This is a genomic window from Edwardsiella sp. EA181011, assembly GCF_000800725.1.
Taxonomy (GTDB): domain Bacteria; phylum Pseudomonadota; class Gammaproteobacteria; order Enterobacterales; family Enterobacteriaceae; genus Edwardsiella; species Edwardsiella anguillarum.
In genome coordinates this window covers 2,622,279-2,639,945 of sequence record NZ_CP011364.1, presented here as the reverse complement: position 1 = coordinate 2,639,945, position 17,667 = coordinate 2,622,279, and the positions used below count along the sequence as shown (strand labels likewise).

The following is a 17,667-nucleotide window of genomic DNA, read 5'->3' as shown; positions in this document are numbered from 1 at the left end:
GCGAATGCGGGGGAGTATACCCGATCCCGGCGCCGGAGGGAGCAGGGATCGGGGGCGGGCGTTAGCTTAGTCCAACGGTATTGCCGTCGGCGTCGATATCGATGTGGCGGTAGGCCGGCAGGGTGCTAAGCCCCGGCATCGTCATGATGTTACCGGCATAGGCGCGGATAAAACCGGCGCCGGCGGAGACCTGCAGGCTGCGGATGGGCAGCACAAAGCCGCGCGGGGCGTTTTTCAACGCCGGATCGGCGCTGATGGAGAGCGGGGTCTTCGCCATGCACAGCGGCAGTTGGCCAAATCCGGCCTGCTCCAGTGCATCCAGCTCCTGCTGCGCCTGCGCCGTCAGCTCGGCGTGGCTGGCGCCGTAGCTGTGCGCCAGGGTCTGCAGCTTCTCTGCCAGCGGCATCGCGTCCGGGTACAGTAGGTTGACCTGGGCCGCCTGGCTGCAGGCATCGGTGACGCAGGCTGCCAGGCGCGCCGCGCCGCGCCCGCCGAGAGCAAAGGCTTCGCTGAATTCGACGCCGAATGCGCCGGCGCTGAGCGCATAGTCGCGCAGTATGGCCAGCTCCTGCGGCGTATCTTCCGGCCAGCGGTTGACGGCGATAACCACCGGCAGACCATAGCGGCGAGCGTTGGCGATATGCCAGCCCAGGTTTTCACAGCCGGTGCGCAGCAGATCGGCGTTCGGCTGCTTCACCTCTTCCGGTAGCGCCTGTCCCGGCTTCATATTGAACTGCCCGCTGTTGGCCTTCAGGCTGCGCAGCGTGGCGACCAGCACCACGCAGGAGGGGGCGATCCCCGACTGGCGATATTTGATATTGAAGAACTTCTCCATTCCCATGTCGGAGCCGAAGCCCGCTTCGGTGACCACATAGTCGGCTAGCTGCAGGGCCAGTCTATCGGCTAGCACGGAGGAGTTGCCGTGGGCGATATTGGCGAAGGGACCCGCGTGGATCAGCACCGGCGTCTGCTCGCTGCTCTGCATCAGGGTCGGGTGGATCGCCGCTTTCATCACAACGGTCATGGCACCGGCCACCTGCAGATCCTCCGCGGTGATCGGCGCACCTTGCAGGGAATAGGCCAGGATCACCTTGCCGATGCGCGTACGCATATCGGCCAGACCGTCGGAGAGCGCCAGAATGGCCATCAGCTCTGAGGCGGCGCTGATGTCAAAGCCATCGTGACGCGGCACGCCGTTATTGCCGCCGCCGACGCCAACGTCGATGCTGCGCAGCGCCCGATCGTTATGGTCCATCACCCGTTTCCAGACGATGCGCTGGGGATCGATATCCAGACGCGGCAGCCCGCTCTGATCGGTGAACGCATCGCCCAGGCGCTGTTCGTGGAATAGACGGGCATCGAGCGCCGCCGCGGCCAGGTTATGTGCGGCGCTGATGGCGTGAATATCACCGGTCAGATGCAGATTGAGCTGCTCCATCGGCAGCACCTGCGACGCACCGCCGCCGGCGGCGCCGCCCTTAACGCCGAACACCGGGCCGAGGCTGGGCTGGCGGATACAGGCGATGGCGCTGTGCCCCAGATGGTTCAGCCCTTGGCTCAGGCCTAGGGTCGTGACGGTTTTCCCTTCGCCGAGCGGCGTGGGGGTGATGCTGGAGACCAGGATCAGTTTACCGCGTGGGGGACGGGGCGTGAGCTGTCGCATATCCACCTTGGCCGCATACTGGCCGTAGGGGATCAGGGCTTCAGAGGCGATGCCGATTCGGGTCGCAACGGCGGCGATCGGCAGCAGGGCAGGCTGAGATGAAGGCATCGGTTCGCAGCGGGATATCATGGCGTGTCGTGATCCTTTACATAGACAGAGTAAACACAGGCGCTGCCGGCAGCAGGCCGCTAAGTGGGCTGAGCGGCATCGATTATACGCCTGGACGGGCTCAGGTGCGTACTATGCCACAGTGCGCAAACGTTTGCCTTGTTAAATGTCGGAATAGTGTAACCGGGAGGGGGAAAACGGCGCCGGTAAGGATAAAGAAGAGACTGCACCGCCTGCGAGGGCTATTTTATAAAGCCGGCTGATTTATCATCTCGCTGAGCGCGGTGAGGCGGGGGAATTCCCGCGGGGCCGGGTATTTACGCTTAATTTTCATTACGCTTCGCGTTAATAGAAAAAGCGAGGTAAACGATTAACCGGACGGAATAATTCAGAGCATCTAATTTAAAGTCACTGACTCTGCCCGGTTCGTCCGTCGCGCGCTATTTCGGCGGGATGACCTGCGTGGCGGAGGCCGCGCGACGGGCTTAGCGGGAGGGGGCGAGCAGGGGACGGGTTAACCCGGTACGCCGCGCGGCGGCGGGCGCGGACACAGGGCCAACGCGCGCGGCGTCGGCCGATCTAGACGACATAGTGCCAAATCTCTTTCGGCACGCAGCCCACGTCAAACAGACGCCCGCCGCTGACCAGTTCGGCGCGCCGATGGTCGGCGGCGCGATACATATTTATAATGTCGCTTTCATCGCGCAGAGAATAATTTAAATGGTCGAAGAGTTTTTCCAGACTGTCGCTATTATTCACCTTGCGGAATTTGTGCAGGAATTCGTCAACGTTCATATTTTCGTCATTGTTCGATATGTATAATAAAAGAACAGTATTCAGCAATTATTCTAATGAGTCCAGCGAGATATTAGTGATATAGATTGCAAAATTATGAAATGTTGATGGCAACGATGCCATTCTGCGCCACCGCGGCGGCGGGGATTTTGTCAGGGTCTGTAACAGGGGCGTGGCAGGCGGAGGAAACCCCGCTATGATGGGGCGATCCCATCGATTGACAAGGAAACCGGTGTTATGTCCTGGCTGCGGCGTTTACGCATTGATCCATTTCTGTTGGTTCTGATCCTGGTGGTGCTGCTGGCATCGCTGTTTCCTTGTCGTGGCGAAGCCAAAACCCTGTTTGGTCACTTGACGACCGCGGCTATCGCGCTGCTGTTTTTTATGCATGGCGCCAAGCTGTCGCGCGAGGCGATCGGTGCCGGTATCGGCCACTGGCGGCTGCATCTCGTAGTATTCCTGAGCACCTTCGCACTGTTCCCTCTGCTGGGCGTGGGGCTGGGGGCGCTGGTGCCGGCGCTGATGAGCCCCGCGGTCTATCTGGGCTTTTTGTATCTGTGCGCGCTGCCAGCGACGGTGCAGTCGGCCATTGCCTATACCTCGATGGCCGGCGGCAACGTGGCGGCGGCCATCTGCAGCGCCTCGGCCTCCAGTATGCTGGGGGTGTTTTTATCGCCGCTGCTGGTGGGGCTGCTGATGCATACGCAGGGCGACAATATCGATAGCCTGCACGCTATCGGCGCGATTGTGCTGCAGCTGATGCTGCCGTTCCTGCTGGGACATCTGTCGCGTCCGCTGACGGCGACTTGGGTGGCCCGTCACCGGCGTCTGATCAATGTAACCGACCGTTCATCGATCCTGTTGGTGGTCTATACCGCGTTCAGTGAGGCGGTGATCGAGGGGATCTGGCAGCGTATTGACGCCGGCTCTCTCGGGGTGATCGTGCTGGTCTCCTGCCTGCTGCTGACGATTGTGCTGCTGATTAACACCGTCGTCGCCCGGGCGTTGGGGTTCGATAAGGCCGATGAGATAACCATTGTGTTCTGCGGCTCTAAAAAGAGCCTGGCCAACGGTATCCCGATGGCCAACGTGCTATTTCCGGCGGCGGCCGTCGGGATGATGGTGCTGCCGCTGATGATTTTTCACCAGCTGCAGCTGATGGTCTGTGCCTGGCTGGCCCAGCGCTACGCCCGCGGCCGTCAGGCGCAGGCGCGCGCTGAATAGCGAGGCGCCCAGGGCGCTGGGGGATTAGCCTACCTGCTTGGCGTCGCGCAGCGCCTGCTTCTCCGCCGGGCTCAGGAAAGCCATAGTCAGGCCGTTGTACTGCGCCTGGCGGATCTGCTCGGCGCTCAGGCCCGCCGCCGGGGCGGCCGTCTGGTATTCGTGACGCAGCTCAATCCCTTCCACCGCAGGGTCATCCGTATTGAGGTTAGCGATAATGCCGTGTTGCAGGAAATGCTTCAGCGGATGCTGTGCCAAAGAGGGCACCGTACTGGTCTGCAGATTGGAGGTCAGGCAGGCCTCCACGCCGATGGCGTGCTCCGCCAGATAATCCATCAGGCGCGCATCTTGGATCGCCTTCACGCCGTGGCCAATGCGTTCGGCCCCCAGCTCGCGGATGGCCTGCCAGATGCTTTCCGCCCCCGCGGCTTCGCCGGCGTGTACCGTAATGTGCCATCCCGCGTCACGCGCTCGGGTAAAGTGCGACATAAACAGATCGCCCGGGAAGCCCAGTTCGTCACCGGCCAGGTCCAGCGCGGCGATCCGCTCACGGCAGCTCAGCAGCGCCTCCAGCTCCTGGCGGCAGGCCTCCTGGCCAAAGGTGCGACTCATGATCCCAATCAGTTTGACCGGAACGCCGACGTCGCGCGATGCGGCGCTGACGCCGTCAATGATGGCTTCAACCACCCCCTGCAGCGGCAGGCCGTGGCGCTGTGCCATGTAGTAGGGGGAGAAGCGCAGTTCGGCATAATCGATGCCTGCGTGCTTCAGATCTTCCACGTTTTCGTAGGCCACCCGGCGGCAGGCGTCCAGAGTGGCCAGAACGGCGACGCCCCAGTCCAGCTTCTGCAGAAAGCTGACCAGATCCGGAACCGTATCGCTGATTTGGACATGGGGGCGCAGGGCCTCCAGCTCATCCGCCGGCAGTGCCAGCTGATACTGTTGCCCCAGCTCTAGAATGGTTTGCGGTCGGATATTGCCATCAAGATGGCGGTGCAGGTCGGTCAGGGGAAAACGCGAATCGATCATGATGGGCACTCTCAGTTATTTTGATTAAAGTGCGCAACAGTATAAAAATAACACGATGTAAAACGCCATCTAATTGCATAAAAGTGTGATGAATATCACTAAAAATCCATCAATGTCTCGCTTTGCTGCCATGCTGTATTTATATACAGTATGGCGCGCTGTGCGGAAATGCTGTGTTTATATACAATGTTACGCACTGTGCGGAAAGGGAAAAAAAACGCCCGCCGAGCGGCGGGCGTTGTCGATGGCAGCGGAGAGGATTACTGCGCGCCCGTGGGCGCTGAATCCATACCGCCCAGCACGCCAAACAGGCCGGCAAACTGAGCCAGGGTCATCTGCTTACCGTTTAGGGTGACCTGTCCGTCGGCATAGCGTAGCTGGCTGACGATCGCGTTATCCTGCTGCGTCGTGAGCTTAAACATCTGGCCCATGGCGGAGACGCCCTGCACCTGCTGTGCCGCCAGCTTTTGCGCCTCATCGGCCTGGTAGCCCTCGAGCTCGGCCGCATTGGCGGCGATTTGCGTCGCCATCGGCATGGAGAGGTTAAGGGAGACATCTAGCGTACGGACGGCCTGCAACAGCGGCGGCAGCGCGGCGGCGGCCTCGGTCTTGGCCGGTGCGCCCAGGGACAGGCTAAGGTCAAACTGACTGCTGCCGGCGCTGTTTTTCCAGGTGACCGGCTTGAGATCGATCCGGGGATTGCCGCTCAGCAGGGTGGGCAGGGCGGCATCCAGCATGCTGGTCAGCTGCTGCTGATAGGCGGCGCTGTCGCTGCTGTGGCCGCTGCTGAGCTGGCGGCTGATAAAGGCGTTGTATTCATCGGCAAACGTTTTCACGCCATGGCCATCGAACCCGTTCAGGTCCAGCGTCATGGCGCCGCCGCCGAAGGCTTTGCCATCGATCTGCAGCGCGCCCAGGCGATAGTCCACCCGGGCGTCCAGCGTACGCTCACCCTCTTTCAGGCTGGCGTTCATTGCCAGATCGTCCAGCGCGGCGCTCTCTTTGCCATCGACCGATAGGCTCAGACGCTTGGCGGCGATCTGCTGTTCACCGATATTCAGGCCGAACTTGCCCATCTTGCTGTGGGTGGTAAAGGTGGCGCCCGTCAGCGACAGGGTTTCACGCTGTCCACCGTTCGGGGCGTCGATGCTCAGGCTCTTGGCCTCCGCCGCCAGATCCATTCGGCTGAGATCGCGGGCGACATCGGCCTTAATCTGCGCCCCGCCAAAGTCGATTTTATTCTCGCCCGCCTGCAGAGAGAGCGGCAGCAGGGTTATTTCGGAGCGGTTATCTCCGCTATAGGCGATCCGGGTATAGGCATCGAGCGGCGACTGCCCTTTATTGACTGTAAACAGCGGGGCGACCAGCGGTGTGTTGGCCAGCTCACTGTGCACCACGGCCATGCTGGGCTCCAGGGAGAAGTGGGTCAGCGGGAAGGGGCCATGGCTGATGGTTTCATTCAGCGCCAGCTGCTGGCCCGGCTTCAGCAGTGCATCCTGTTTGGCGGCGGGATCGGCCTGGATAATGTAGCGAACCCGGCTGGAGAAAACGCCGCGTTGGTAATCCTGGTAGCTGATCTTCAGGCCGGCCTGAGGCAGGCGCTGAGTGAGGCTTTCGTTAAGGCGGGCAACCTCACCGTCCATACGCTGCTCAATAAGCTTACCGGTATACCACGATGCGCCGCTCCAGGCTGCGCCCAACACCACGATGACCGCAACGGCGACGGCTGATTTTTTCATACTCTGTCCTTCTGTAGCCAGAATCGGGCACCGGCTTCAAGCGCATCGGTGCCGGAAGGTAAAAAACGCCCGCAGGCGTTTTTATTGTGGCGGCAAGGGGGTGTAATTGGCAAATAATTCGTTGAAAATTAATCTAACTGATTAAACACGCGCGCCAGCTCGCCGTGACCGGTCACCGAAACCTGGCGGTCGGCGGCGCTGAGATAGCAGGACTCGCCGGCGTGCAGGATCAGCGTCTGTGCCCCCTGCTGCAGCCGGGCCTCTCCACGGATACAGAACAGCACAGCGGCGCTCTCCTGATGCAGCGGCTGCGGCTGTGCGCTCAGGGTATGGACCGCGAAGGAAAAATCGGCGACCGGCACCGGAAAACGGGTCTCTGCGCCGGCGGTGCTCGGCGCCGTCAGCAGCGTCTCGAGCGGTTTGGCGACGAAGCGGACGTTCTCCAGCAGCTCGGCGACGTCGATATATTTCGGGGTCAGGCCGGCGCGCAGTACGTTATCCGAATTGGCCATGACCTCTAGGCCGACGCCGTGCAGATAGGCGTGAGGGGTTTCGGCATCCAGGAACATGGCCTGGCCCGGTGCCAGCTCGATCACATTCAGCAGCAGCGGGGAGAACAGGCCGCTGTCATCCGGGTAAATAGGGATAATGGTACGCAGGGTGTCCCAGACCGCACCTTGCTGGTGGGCCATCTCCTCGCGCAGGCGGCGCAGCGCATGGGCTTTTTCCTCGCCCTGCATATTGAGCAGATTGGCAAACAGGGTCCGCAGCGTGTCGGTGGTCGGGTGCGCGATAAAACCGGCGATATCCGGGTGGGCATCGGCCAGCGGCTGCAGCAAGGCGGCTATCCGATCGAATTCGCGAAAGCCGTTCATTGCCGCAAAGGGGGTCAGCGCATATACCAGCTCCGGCTTATGGTTGGCGTCCTTGTAGTTACGGTTAGGGGCATTTCGCGCGATGCCGGCGGCCTCCTCACGCGCAAAGCCGGCCTCGGCGGCGCGTTTGTTGGGATGTACCTGAATGGAGAGCGGCTGGGCGGCGCATAGCACCTTGAACAGAAACGGCAGCTCGCCAAAGCGATGAGCGACGGCATCGCCCAGCTGGGCGCGTGGATCGGCGGCGATTTGATCGCGCAGGCTGAGCTCGGCGCCGTGCGCATCCTGCACCCGAGAGCTGTTCAACGGGTGGGCCCCCATCCACAGTTCGGCCATCGGCTGGTCATCCGGGTTAGCGATGCCATAGAGGTTACTCAGCGCGTCGTGGCTGCCCCAGGCATAGTGCTGTATGGCATTGATCATCTTTTGCATCTGTCGGTTCCGCGAGTCAGTGAAACGTGAATTTTCTTCAGTAAACAGGAACAGCCCCCGCCTCGGCAAGGGGATTGATCATCTAAATGACGAAGGCATCCTCAATGAGGCCATTGGCAAGGCAGTATACTGAAAAAGAGGCGGTTAATTTCTCACCGCGCGGGCGATGGGCCAACGGAGAACCGAGGAGAGACGATGACGGCGATGCGTATAGAGAGAGACGCGATGGGACAGGTGAGGTGCCTCAGGATCGTATGTGGGGCGCCCAGATGCAGCGCTCTCTGGCGCATTTTCGTATCTCGGTAGAAAAGATGCCGCCGGCGCTGATTACGGCGCTGGCGCTGGTCAAACTGTGTGCTGCGCGAGTAAACCGAGAGGCCGGGCGCCCGCTATTATACTGGCGGCGCAGGAGGTTATCGACGGTCAGCGTGCCGGGGAGTTTCCGCTGTCGGTCTGGCAGACGGGCTCCGGCACGCAGACCAATATGAATATGAACGAAGTGCTGGCGAACCGCGCCAGTGAGCTGCTGGGGGGCGTCCGCGGCGAGCAGCGCTTGGTGCATCCCAACGATGACGTCAATAGCACCCAAAGCTCCAACGATGTGTTTCCAACGGCGATGCACGTGGCGGCGGTGTTGGGCATTGAGCGCGATCTGCTGCCGCGGATCGCCCAACTGAGCGATACCCTGCGGCATAAGGCGCAGTGCTTCGCCTCCATTGTGAAGATTGGGCGCACCCATCTGCAGGATGCCATGCCGCTGACGCTGGGGCAGGAGATCTCCGGCTGGGTGGCGGTGCTGGAGCACAGTGGGCAGCATATCCGCCACGCGCTACCGCACCTGTACGAGCTGGCGCTGGGGGGAACGGCGCTCGGAACCGGACTGAATACGCCGCCGGGCTTTGCCCTGCGTGTCGCCGCCGAGATCGCTGACCAGCGCGGTCTGCCATTTGTCAGCGCTCCTAATAAGTTCAAGGCGCTGGCGACCTGTGATGCCTTGGTGCAAGGGCACGGCGCGCTGAAGGGGCTGGCCTGCTCCCTGATGAAGATCGCTAACGATGTGCGCTGGCTGGCCTCTGGCCCCCGCTGTGGGATAGGGGAGCTGGGGCTGCCGGAGAATGAGCCGGGCAGCTCCATCATGCTCAGTAAGGTCAACCCGACGCAGTGTGAGGCGCTGACCATGGTGTGTGCGCAGGTGCTGGGGAATGATACCGCCGTGAATATCGGTGGCGCCTCCGGTAACTTTGAGCTGAACGTCTTTCGCCCGCTGGTGATCCGCAATGTCTTACAGTCCCTGCGCCTGTTGGCCGATGGCATGGAGAGCTTCAACCAGCACTGTGTGCAGGGGCTGATGCCGAACCGGGAGTGTATCGATGAGCTGCTGCAGCGTTCTCTGATGCTGGTGACGGCGCTGGCCCCGCACATCGGCTACGATCGGGCGGCCGAGATCGCCAAGAAGGCGCACCGAGAGGGGACGACGCTACGGGCGGCGGCGCTAGCGCTCGGCTATGTCAGCGCGCAGGCGTTTGACCAGTGGGTTCAACCCGCGCAGATGGTGGGTAATCCGGCGTGGGGCGATTGATCTGTGACAACGTCACTACTCATCGACCTCACGGTACAGATGCAGCCGGGGGATCACCGGAATCAGCTTCTTGGCCCGCGGGCGATGGCGCAGCGCGATGTTGTCGGCGTCGTAGTCGGCCAGCGTGCCGATGCGCGGCGCCAGCTCAGCAGACTCGCACAGCGCGATCAGCGGCATGCTGCAGGGGTGCTGTACCTGACGCTGGATAGCGCTGTACCACACGCGGGCAATCGGCTGAACCTTGACCGGGCGGCGAATTTTGAGTTTGACATCCCCGGGCAGCGCCAGCAGGGTATCCCGTTCCTGCAGAATGCGCTGCGTCCACTGTTCACGGGTGTAGGGGGCAACGGCGCGTCCGGCGCGCAGGCTTTTATCCAGGCGCGTCAGTACCTCGGCGCGGCTGAGATTATTGATCACCTGCTTGTTTGCCCAGCCGAAGCCGACGCTGCTGGGATCGTCTAGTAGCGTCAGAGTGCGGTAGGCGCTGAGGGTCAGCAGCCCTTTGAGCTGGCGGTGGACAAAGTCAAAGCGCTGCTCCGGAGGCAGTCCGGTCTCCACGGCGATGATCTGCTCCAGCTGTTGTTTGTGGCGGTTGACTCTCTCGATCGCGTCGCGCAGCGCGCTGCGCTGCCGGGGCGTGGCCTGGTAGCACAGCACGCCGGGCAGGCGTACCGCGGCCTTGCTGCTGACATGCTGGCTGTGGTGGTGAAGGAAGAGGCGGCGAAAGTGACGGCGTCCGGCGTCAAAAGCCTCCCCGGCGGCACAGGGGAGGACGGCGATGCGGCGGATCTCCTCATGCTCTTTGCCTTTTTCTATCTCCGGTAGCGCAAATATCTGCGCCTGCAGCGGGGTGAGGGCAGCCAGCTGGTGGTCGACATGCGCTAGCGTCTCCTCCAGTTGACGGAAGCAGAGATGAAGTCGTTCGATAACGCTGCTGGTGGTCATTGAGGATAGATGTCTTTATTAGTTACAACATACATTTGATGATGACACACTGCGCTGTCTGCAGCAACGCATTTTACCCCTACCATCCCGCGGATAGCGGGAGTCCAGCAGGATTGATGTCCATCGATGGAGGGGGGCCCCGGCGGCGATAGCATCCTCAGGATGGCAGGGGTGGGCGCTTGGAACGCGAGAGGTATCCTACGCTAAGGCGGTTTCTCAGCCCGGACCGCGTTGGGCGCGCAGCGGATGTTCTGGTTACTGCCCATATCACATGGAGCCGTCAGCGCATCCCCCTGGATACTCGCTGAGTCGTAATATACATTGAGGATTCATTCCAGCGGATTAAGGATGCCGGCATGGCGCAGAATTTACCGGAAATTGACGTGTTGTTTGTCGCGGGGTTTGGGCCCATTGCGCAGGATACTGAATCCAGCACCGCGTTTTATGTGCGGACACTCGGTCTGCCGCTTAACCCCATGGAGGGTAACTGCGATTACCTGCTGTCGGAAGAGGGCCTGCTGAAAGGGGTTAAACATTTTGCCGTCTGGCCACTGTCACAGGCTGCAACCTCATGCTTTGGCGTTGGGTTATGGCCAACGGAACACCCGATCCCTCAGGGATGGATTGAATATGAGGTACAGGATCTCGATTCTGCTACCCGGATATTGGTAGAGAAGGGCTATAGCCTGTTTGTGGCTAACCGCATAGAGCCGTGGGGACAAACTGTCACGCGTCTGCTCAGCCCCGAAGGGTTGCTCACCGGGCTTACGATGACCCCTTGGCTTCGTGGGTAAACCGTGTTCGTTTTTGGCACTGAGCGGATAGCCAACCCGAATGTCTGACATTCAAGAGGATGACGTTCCCGCCAATAGGCTAAAAGGGGGAATTAAATTCCGGTGCAATGGCACCGAGACTCCCCGAGCGCCAATATGAGCAGTCGTCGTCAGCGGCCGTTTTTCATTCCGCGCGGGAGGAGGGCCAAACCGCACTCCGGCTGCTTTGGCCCCCGCAATACCTGGGCCGGGATCGTTCGTACGCTCGCCGAGCGGCGGGCCGCCCGGCAAGGATGCGATGGACGCTATGATAGCGGGGTGGCTTCAGGGAGACGCTGTAGACGACGCCCCAGCAGCCAGGCGAGCAGCAGCATGGCGACCAGGAAGACGACGATACCGTTCCAGCCATGGCTGTGCCAGAACACGCCGCCTAGCGTACCGGCGACGCTGGATCCGACGTAGTAGCTGAACAAATAGAGTGAGGAGGCCTGGCCTTTGGCCCGGCGCGCCCGGCGGCCGATCCAGCTGCTGGCCACGGAATGGGCGGCGAAGAAGCCGGTGGTAAACAGCACCATGCCAATAAACACCAGCCACAGCGCGGAGAAGGCGGTGATCAGCAGTCCCAGCAGCATGATGATTATCGCGACGCTCAGCACCGGGCCACGGCCAAAGCGGGCGGTCATCGCCCCGGCCTTGGGCGAGCTGTAGGTGCCGCTGATATAGACCAGTGATAGCACGCCGACGATAGCCTGGCTGAGGTCATAGGGGGCGGCCAGCAGGCGGTAGCCAATGTAGTTAAACAGCGTGACAAAGCTGCCCATCAGCAGGAAGCCTTCGGCGAACAGCAGCGGAAGCCCCCGATCGTGGCAGTGCAGGCGCAGATTGAGCAGCAGGTTGCGCGGGCGCAGGGAGGTCGGGCGAAAATGGCGCGAGGGCGGCAGGATTTTCCAGAACATCAGCGCGCCGCACAGCGCAAATAGCCCGATGACGGCCAGGGTGGCCCGCCAGGAGAAGTAATCCGTCAGGACGCCGCTGATCAGGCGGCCGCTCATGCCGCCGATCGAGTTTCCGCTGATGTACAGCCCCATGGAGAACGCGACTACCGAGGGATCCATCTCTTCGCTGAGATAGGTCATGGCCACGGCAGCTACGCCGCTCAGGGCCAGCCCCACCAGGGCTCGCATCACCAGAATGGCATCCCAGCTGCTCATCAGGGCGCAGATCAGGGTGCAGACAGCCGCCAGCAGCAGCGCCGTGACCATGACATTCTTACGACCGATGGCATCGGAGAGCGGGCCGGTAAACAGCAGTCCGATGGCCAGCATACCGGTGGAAACCGACAGCGATAGGCTGCTGGTCGCCGGAGTAATGGCGAAATCCTGCGATAGCACCGGTAGAATGGGCTGTACGCAGTACAGCAGGGCAAAAGTGGCCAGCCCCGCGGAAAACAGGGCCAGCGTGACCCGCTTGAAATCGGGGCGGTCGCGGGTGATAAAAGGGGGTTTACCATTAAGGTCATCGCTGATGGCGGTGGATGCCGGAGAGACGGTATCCGGCGCGGCTTCAGCCGGGGAGGTATTCACACAATATCCTTATACGGGACAAACAGAGAGTCAGCCTAGGCCACATCACGATCTGCGATATCGACGCGAAACCAGGCTGCAGGACAGCGAGCATAGAATTACGCCTGTTGAATGTCTAATATATTAATAAGAACCAATAATATATTTAAAGTATCAATGGCCATGCGCATCGAAATTCGTCATCTTAAGTACTTTATCGCCGTCGCCGAGGAGCGACATTTCAACCGGGCGGCGGAGCGGCTGAATATCTCGCAGCCGCCGCTGAGCCAGCAGATCCAGGCGCTGGAGCGCGAACTGGGCGCCTGTTTGCTGATGCGCACCAACCGCAGCGTCAGCCTGACGCAGGCGGGGAGCCTTTTTCTAAAAGAGTGCTATGCGATCGTCAGTCAGCTGGAGCAGGCGGCCGAAAAGGCGGCCCGGGCCCATCGGGGGGAGACCGGGGATCTAACCATTGGCTTTACCTCATCGGTTCCCTTTATTCCCCGGGTGGCACACAGCCTGTTCTCCTATCGCCAGCGCTATCCGCAGGTACATCTGCAGATGCGCGAGCTAAATACCAAGCAGCAGATCGAACCGTTGGTTGATGGCAAGCTGGACATCGGCATATTGCGCAATACGCTGCTGCCCGGCGTGCTGACGCACCGGGTGCTGCAGCGTGAGCCGCTGGTTGCGGTTTTGCATCGTCACCATCCCTTGGCGCTGCGGGGGCAGGCGCTGAGGTTCAGCGACCTGGCCGACCAACCCTTTGTCTTTTTTTCCCGCGGTGATGGTACGGCGCTATACGATGAGCTGCTGTCGCTGCTGAAGAGGGCCGGCATTGTGCCGTATATTACGCAGGAGGTCGGTGAGGCGATGACGATCGTCGGGCTGATCTCGGCGGGCCTGGGCATCTCTATTCTGCCTGCGTCCTATACTCGTATTCAGGTGGACGGTGTGTGTTATCGCGCATTGGATGAGCCCGACGCCTATACCGAGGTGTGGCTCGCCTACCACCGCCAGCGGCCGCTGAGCGCACAGGCCAATGCGCTGATCGCGCTGCTGACCGCGCCACCCTCCGACGTCATGGCGCCGCCATCGATGATGGAAAACGCGCCGAATGGGTAAGTATTTGTGCACTTAATCACATAACTAATCAAATGGTTGACGCCTTTTTGTAAAATCCCCGCCATACCCGGTAAGATTTATTTTGAAGCGCGAAAAATAACTGGGAGTAGCGGTAGTGATTGCTGACGGTCAGCCGGGGCATATTGATCAAATCAAGCAGATAAATGCTGGGGCGGTTTACCGCCTTATCGATCGTTTTGGCCCCATTTCGCGCATTGAGCTCTCAAAACGCGCACAGCTGGCACCCGCCAGCATTACCAAAATCGTGCGTGAGCTGCTTGAGGCTCACCTGGTGCAGGAGACGGAATTCCAGGAGCCCGGCAGCCGCGGACGTCCTGCCGTGGGGCTCACGCTGGATACCGCATCCTGGCACTATCTTTGCGTGCGGATTGGGCTGGGCACGATGACGCTAGCGCTGCGCGATCTGAGCGGCGCGCTGGTCGCCGAAGAGGAGATCGCGCTGCCGGCGCAGGGTGAACTGCCGCTGCTGACCCGCATCGTGACAGAGATCGATCTGTTTTTCACCCGCCACCAGCGTCAGCTGGAGCGTCTGACGGCGATTGCCATTACGCTGCCGGGGCTGATTAACGCCGCCCAGGGGATCGTACACCGGATGCCGTACTATGCTGAGGTGTGTGACATGGCGTTGAGCGCCGAGCTCTCGCGCCATACGGGGCTGCCGGTATATCTGCAGCATGACGTTTGCGCTTGGACCATGGCCGAGTCGCTGTTTGGCGCCGGCGCGGGCTGCGCCAACCTGATTCAGATTGTCATTGACCATAACGTGGGCGCCGGCGTGATCAGCGAAGGGCGTCTGCTGAACGGAAGTCGCCAAAGTTTGGTAGAAATAGGGCATACCCAGGTCGATCCCTATGGCAAGCAGTGCTACTGCGGAAACCATGGTTGTCTGGAGACGATCGCCGGGCTGGGCAATATACTGACGCTGGCGCAGCAGCGTCTCGCGCTGTCGCCGTCGTCACAGCTGCACGCGGTCAGTCCGCTGAATATTGAGGCCCTGTGTCAGGCCGCGCTGCAGGGAGATCAGCTAGGACGGGACTTGATCAATAGCGTCGGTCATAGCGTGGGGCGCATCGCTGCGGTGATGGTTAACCTGTTTAACCCGGAAAAAATCCTGATAGGCTCACCGCTGAACCAGGCCGCGGAGGTCTTGTTCCCCTCCATCGCCAGCGCAATTCGGCAGCAGGCGCTGCCCCATTACACCCAGCATCTTTCGGTTGAGGCCAGCCATTTTCACAACCATGGTACGATGCCCGCTGCCGCGCTGGTCAAAGAAGCGCTATATAACGGTTCGCTGCTGGTACAGCTGCTGCAAGGGTAATTGTACGCATAATTGTTCGCTTTTGTTTGCCGAACGGTTACTCATCGCCCGTGAATTCGCGCGCTGGGTAGGAAAATGATCCGCGCGATAAATAAAAATTTGAGCTAACGCAAGCCGCCTAAGAAGCGCTTCGCCTAGACTTCCTGGTTTATTAGCGATCGCGGGCACTATTCCATGTTAAAACGCGTATTCGTTACGGGAACCGACACCGAGGTGGGTAAAACGGTGGCCTCCCGTGCGTTATTACAAGCTATTCAGGCGGCGGGGCACAGCGCGGTGGGGTATAAACCTATCGCCGTAGGCAGCGATGAGACCCCGCAGGGATTACGCAATCGGGATGCCGTCACGCTGCTCGAGGCCTCTTCCATGGCGCTCAGCTATGACGAGGTTAATCCTGTCACCCTGCGCGAAGAGATAGCCAATGCCTATACCGGCGAGGCGCTGGACTATGGCGCCATGAGCCGTGGGCTGCAGCATCTGAGCGCGAAGGCGCAGCATGTCGTGGTGCAGGGAACCGGCGGCTGGCGGGTATTGATGCAGGATTTGCGTCCGCTCTCTGAATGGGTTGTGCAGGAGCAACTCCCGGTGATCCTGGTGGTGGGGATTAAGCTGGGCTGTATCAGCCATGCCATACTGACCGCTCAGGCCATTATTAATGATGGCCTTCCGTTTGTCGGCTGGATTGCGAACCGGATTAACCCCGGCCTGTCGCATTATGCTGAGACCATTGATGCTCTGCGGCAGAAACTGCCGGCGCCGCAGCTGGGAGAGATCCCCTATCTGTACCGTCCAGAGGAAAAAGCGCTGGCGCGCTATATCGATTTGTCTGCGCTGGTCTGACGCCGCGTAAGGACACGATTTTGTGACTGAAACGGGCGTGCACAGTGCACGCCCGTTTGCTTTTCGGTCAACGGTTATGGATGGGCCGTCTCCCGCGGCGCCGTCGTTAGGCTCTCTGCGGCGGCGGCCGTGTTCATCGGATACGGCGTATAGACACCGTTCAGACTCTTCAGGAAGGCCACGATATCGTCGACATCGCTTTGCGGCAGGGTGACGCCGACCTGATAGCGCAGCATTTGCTTCACCGCCTCATCCAGCGTCTTCACATCCCCACGGTGGAAGTAGGGGCCGGTCAGCTCAACGTTACGCAGCGTCGGTACCTTCTGGCGCAGCTTATCGCGCAGATCCTGGGTCACGTTCATCCGGCCGATATCAGCGCTGGTCACTTCGCCAAACGGGTAGGCTTTGATCAACCCGAGGGGCTCATAAGACTCCCCGCCCATGGCGACGCCGGCGTGGCAGGTTGCACAGCGGTTATCCTTAAAGAGCTGATAGCCATGCTGCTGCTGGGCCGTGAGTGCGCTGCTGTCGCCGCGCAGATAGCGATCAAACGCGGAGTTCGGCGTAATCAGGGTCCTTTCAAACTCGGCGATGGCGTCAGTGATGGTTTTTCCGCTGAACCCCTGCGGATACACCTTGAGAAACTCCTGCTTAAACGCCTGATCCTGATTCAGCTTACCGATGATTTGTTCCCACGACGTGGACGCCATCTCGATCGGGTTCAGCGGTGGCCCTCCGGCCTGATCCTGCAGGGTTGCCGCGCGGCCATCCCAGAACTGGGCGATGTTGAACACAGAGTTAAACACCGTCGGCGCGTTGATGGGGCCAACCTGGTCATCGACGCCCAGCGATGTTTTCCGCCCATCGACGCCGCCGGCACCCAGCTGGTGACAGTGGGCGCAGGCCACGGTGTCATTGCCGGATAGACGCGGATCGTGGTACAGACGGAATCCCAGCGCAACTTTTTCGGCGTTGACCGGTAAGGACTCGGGGATCGGCTGTATCGGCTCATTGCGCAGTGAGGGTGCCATATCTGGCGTTGTGTAATATTTTTGCCGCTGCTCATTCACCCACTTCAGCAGGGTATCGCGATCGGCCTGTGACATCCTGCCGGCCCAGTGCATCGCGGTATAGCGGGTGGGCGGCATGGTTTGATGCTGAACCACCCACTCCAGCTTATTGAGATCCGTCAGGGTCGGCGGTTGGCCGCTGGCGGTTTTCCACGGGGAGGGCTTCAGCAGACTTTCGCGCAGGGGGGTCAGGTTGAACGCCTTATATCCCTGATACATGTCATACTCCATTAGCTGCTTCACGCCGGGAACGCTGGCATAAAACGGCAAATTCGCCGACGGCGTATGGCAGTAGTCACAGCCCTTTTCGCTCAGGATCCCCAATACCTGAGCATTAAGCGGTGAGCTTGCCGGTTCACTCGGTACGGTATTACGCTGTTTGTCATGATTATAGACATAGCCGACCAACCCTAAGTAGCAGGCGATACCGACAATGACGATGCCTCCCACCCATTTCGTTATTTTTTTCATTGTTACAGAACTCCTTTTGAGAGTGTCAATACGGCTGCGGAGGCAGCCGACAAATATCGGCGAACCGACGCGACCATAGTGCAGGGTGGTCTCGCAGCGAT

General features: G+C 60.5%; 13 protein-coding genes and 1 pseudogene. 6 read left to right on the top strand and 8 right to left on the bottom strand.

Annotation, left to right across the window (positions count from 1 at the left end; all coding sequences use genetic code 11):
* Nucleotides 1-61 precede the first annotated feature (61 nt).
* On the bottom strand, nt 62-1,792 hold the full coding sequence (locus tag QY76_RS11575) for a formate--tetrahydrofolate ligase (protein ID WP_034163440.1): 1,731 nt from the start codon (nt 1,790-1,792) through the stop codon (nt 62-64).
* Between the two features lie 558 nt (nt 1,793-2,350).
* Entirely contained in the window at nt 2,351-2,566 is a 216-nt protein-coding gene (ydgT, locus tag QY76_RS11570) for a transcription modulator YdgT (protein WP_034163439.1), read from the bottom strand.
* A 237-nt stretch (nt 2,567-2,803) separates the two neighbouring features.
* Between ydgT and QY76_RS11565 the strand changes: the two genes are divergently transcribed.
* A complete protein-coding gene (locus tag QY76_RS11565; protein WP_034163438.1) occupies nt 2,804-3,790 on the top strand; it encodes a bile acid:sodium symporter family protein in 987 nt (328 codons plus the stop codon).
* Nucleotides 3,791-3,814: 24 nt separating this feature from the next.
* Here QY76_RS11565 and add read toward each other — a convergent pair whose 3' ends face one another.
* The 3 genes from add to manA form a co-directional block, all read right to left on the bottom strand.
* Entirely contained in the window at nt 3,815-4,816 is a 1,002-nt protein-coding gene (add, locus tag QY76_RS11560; RefSeq protein WP_034163437.1) for an adenosine deaminase, read from the bottom strand.
* Nucleotides 4,817-5,076: 260 nt separating this feature from the next.
* On the bottom strand, nt 5,077-6,555 hold the full coding sequence (locus QY76_RS11555) for a YdgA family protein (RefSeq protein ID WP_045427698.1): 1,479 nt from the start codon (nt 6,553-6,555) through the stop codon (nt 5,077-5,079).
* Nucleotides 6,556-6,683: 128 nt separating this feature from the next.
* Complete coding sequence (gene manA, locus QY76_RS11550; protein WP_049648821.1) at nt 6,684-7,862, bottom strand: mannose-6-phosphate isomerase; 1,179 nt, start codon at nt 7,860-7,862, stop codon at nt 6,684-6,686.
* Nucleotides 7,863-8,057: 195 nt separating this feature from the next.
* On the opposite strand from manA, the pseudogene fumC reads away from it, so the two are divergent.
* Nucleotides 8,058-9,441, top strand: a pseudogene (fumC, locus tag QY76_RS11545) (class II fumarate hydratase).
* Between the two features lie 15 nt (nt 9,442-9,456).
* On the opposite strand, the gene tus reads toward fumC, so the two are convergent.
* Complete coding sequence (tus, locus tag QY76_RS11540; protein WP_034163434.1) at nt 9,457-10,386, bottom strand: DNA replication terminus site-binding protein; 930 nt, start codon at nt 10,384-10,386, stop codon at nt 9,457-9,459.
* Between the two features lie 356 nt (nt 10,387-10,742).
* Here tus and QY76_RS11535 point away from each other — a divergent pair, with 356 nt between their 5' ends.
* Nucleotides 10,743-11,180, top strand: coding sequence for a glyoxalase/bleomycin resistance/dioxygenase family protein (locus QY76_RS11535; RefSeq protein WP_045427704.1), 438 nt, complete (start codon nt 10,743-10,745; stop codon nt 11,178-11,180).
* A 284-nt stretch (nt 11,181-11,464) separates the two neighbouring features.
* Here the strand turns inward: QY76_RS11535 and QY76_RS11530 are convergent, their stop codons facing one another.
* On the bottom strand, nt 11,465-12,742 hold the full coding sequence (locus QY76_RS11530; RefSeq protein ID WP_045427708.1) for an MFS transporter: 1,278 nt from the start codon (nt 12,740-12,742) through the stop codon (nt 11,465-11,467).
* Between the two features lie 162 nt (nt 12,743-12,904).
* On the opposite strand from QY76_RS11530, the gene QY76_RS11525 reads away from it, so the two are divergent.
* From QY76_RS11525 to bioD, 3 genes are all read left to right on the top strand, one after another.
* Nucleotides 12,905-13,846, top strand: coding sequence for a LysR family transcriptional regulator (locus tag QY76_RS11525; protein WP_034163461.1), 942 nt, complete (start codon nt 12,905-12,907; stop codon nt 13,844-13,846).
* Between the two features lie 115 nt (nt 13,847-13,961).
* Nucleotides 13,962-15,185, top strand: coding sequence for an ROK family transcriptional regulator (locus tag QY76_RS11520; RefSeq protein ID WP_045427711.1), 1,224 nt, complete (start codon nt 13,962-13,964; stop codon nt 15,183-15,185).
* Nucleotides 15,186-15,359: 174 nt separating this feature from the next.
* The gene (bioD, locus tag QY76_RS11515; protein WP_045427713.1) at nt 15,360-16,025 is read left to right on the top strand and encodes a dethiobiotin synthase; all 666 of its coding nucleotides are present in this window, start codon (nt 15,360-15,362) and stop codon (nt 16,023-16,025) included.
* A 74-nt stretch (nt 16,026-16,099) separates the two neighbouring features.
* Here bioD and QY76_RS11510 read toward each other — a convergent pair whose 3' ends face one another.
* Nucleotides 16,100-17,566, bottom strand: coding sequence for a cytochrome-c peroxidase (locus QY76_RS11510; RefSeq protein WP_034163429.1), 1,467 nt, complete (start codon nt 17,564-17,566; stop codon nt 16,100-16,102).
* Nucleotides 17,567-17,667: the final 101 nt, after the last annotated feature.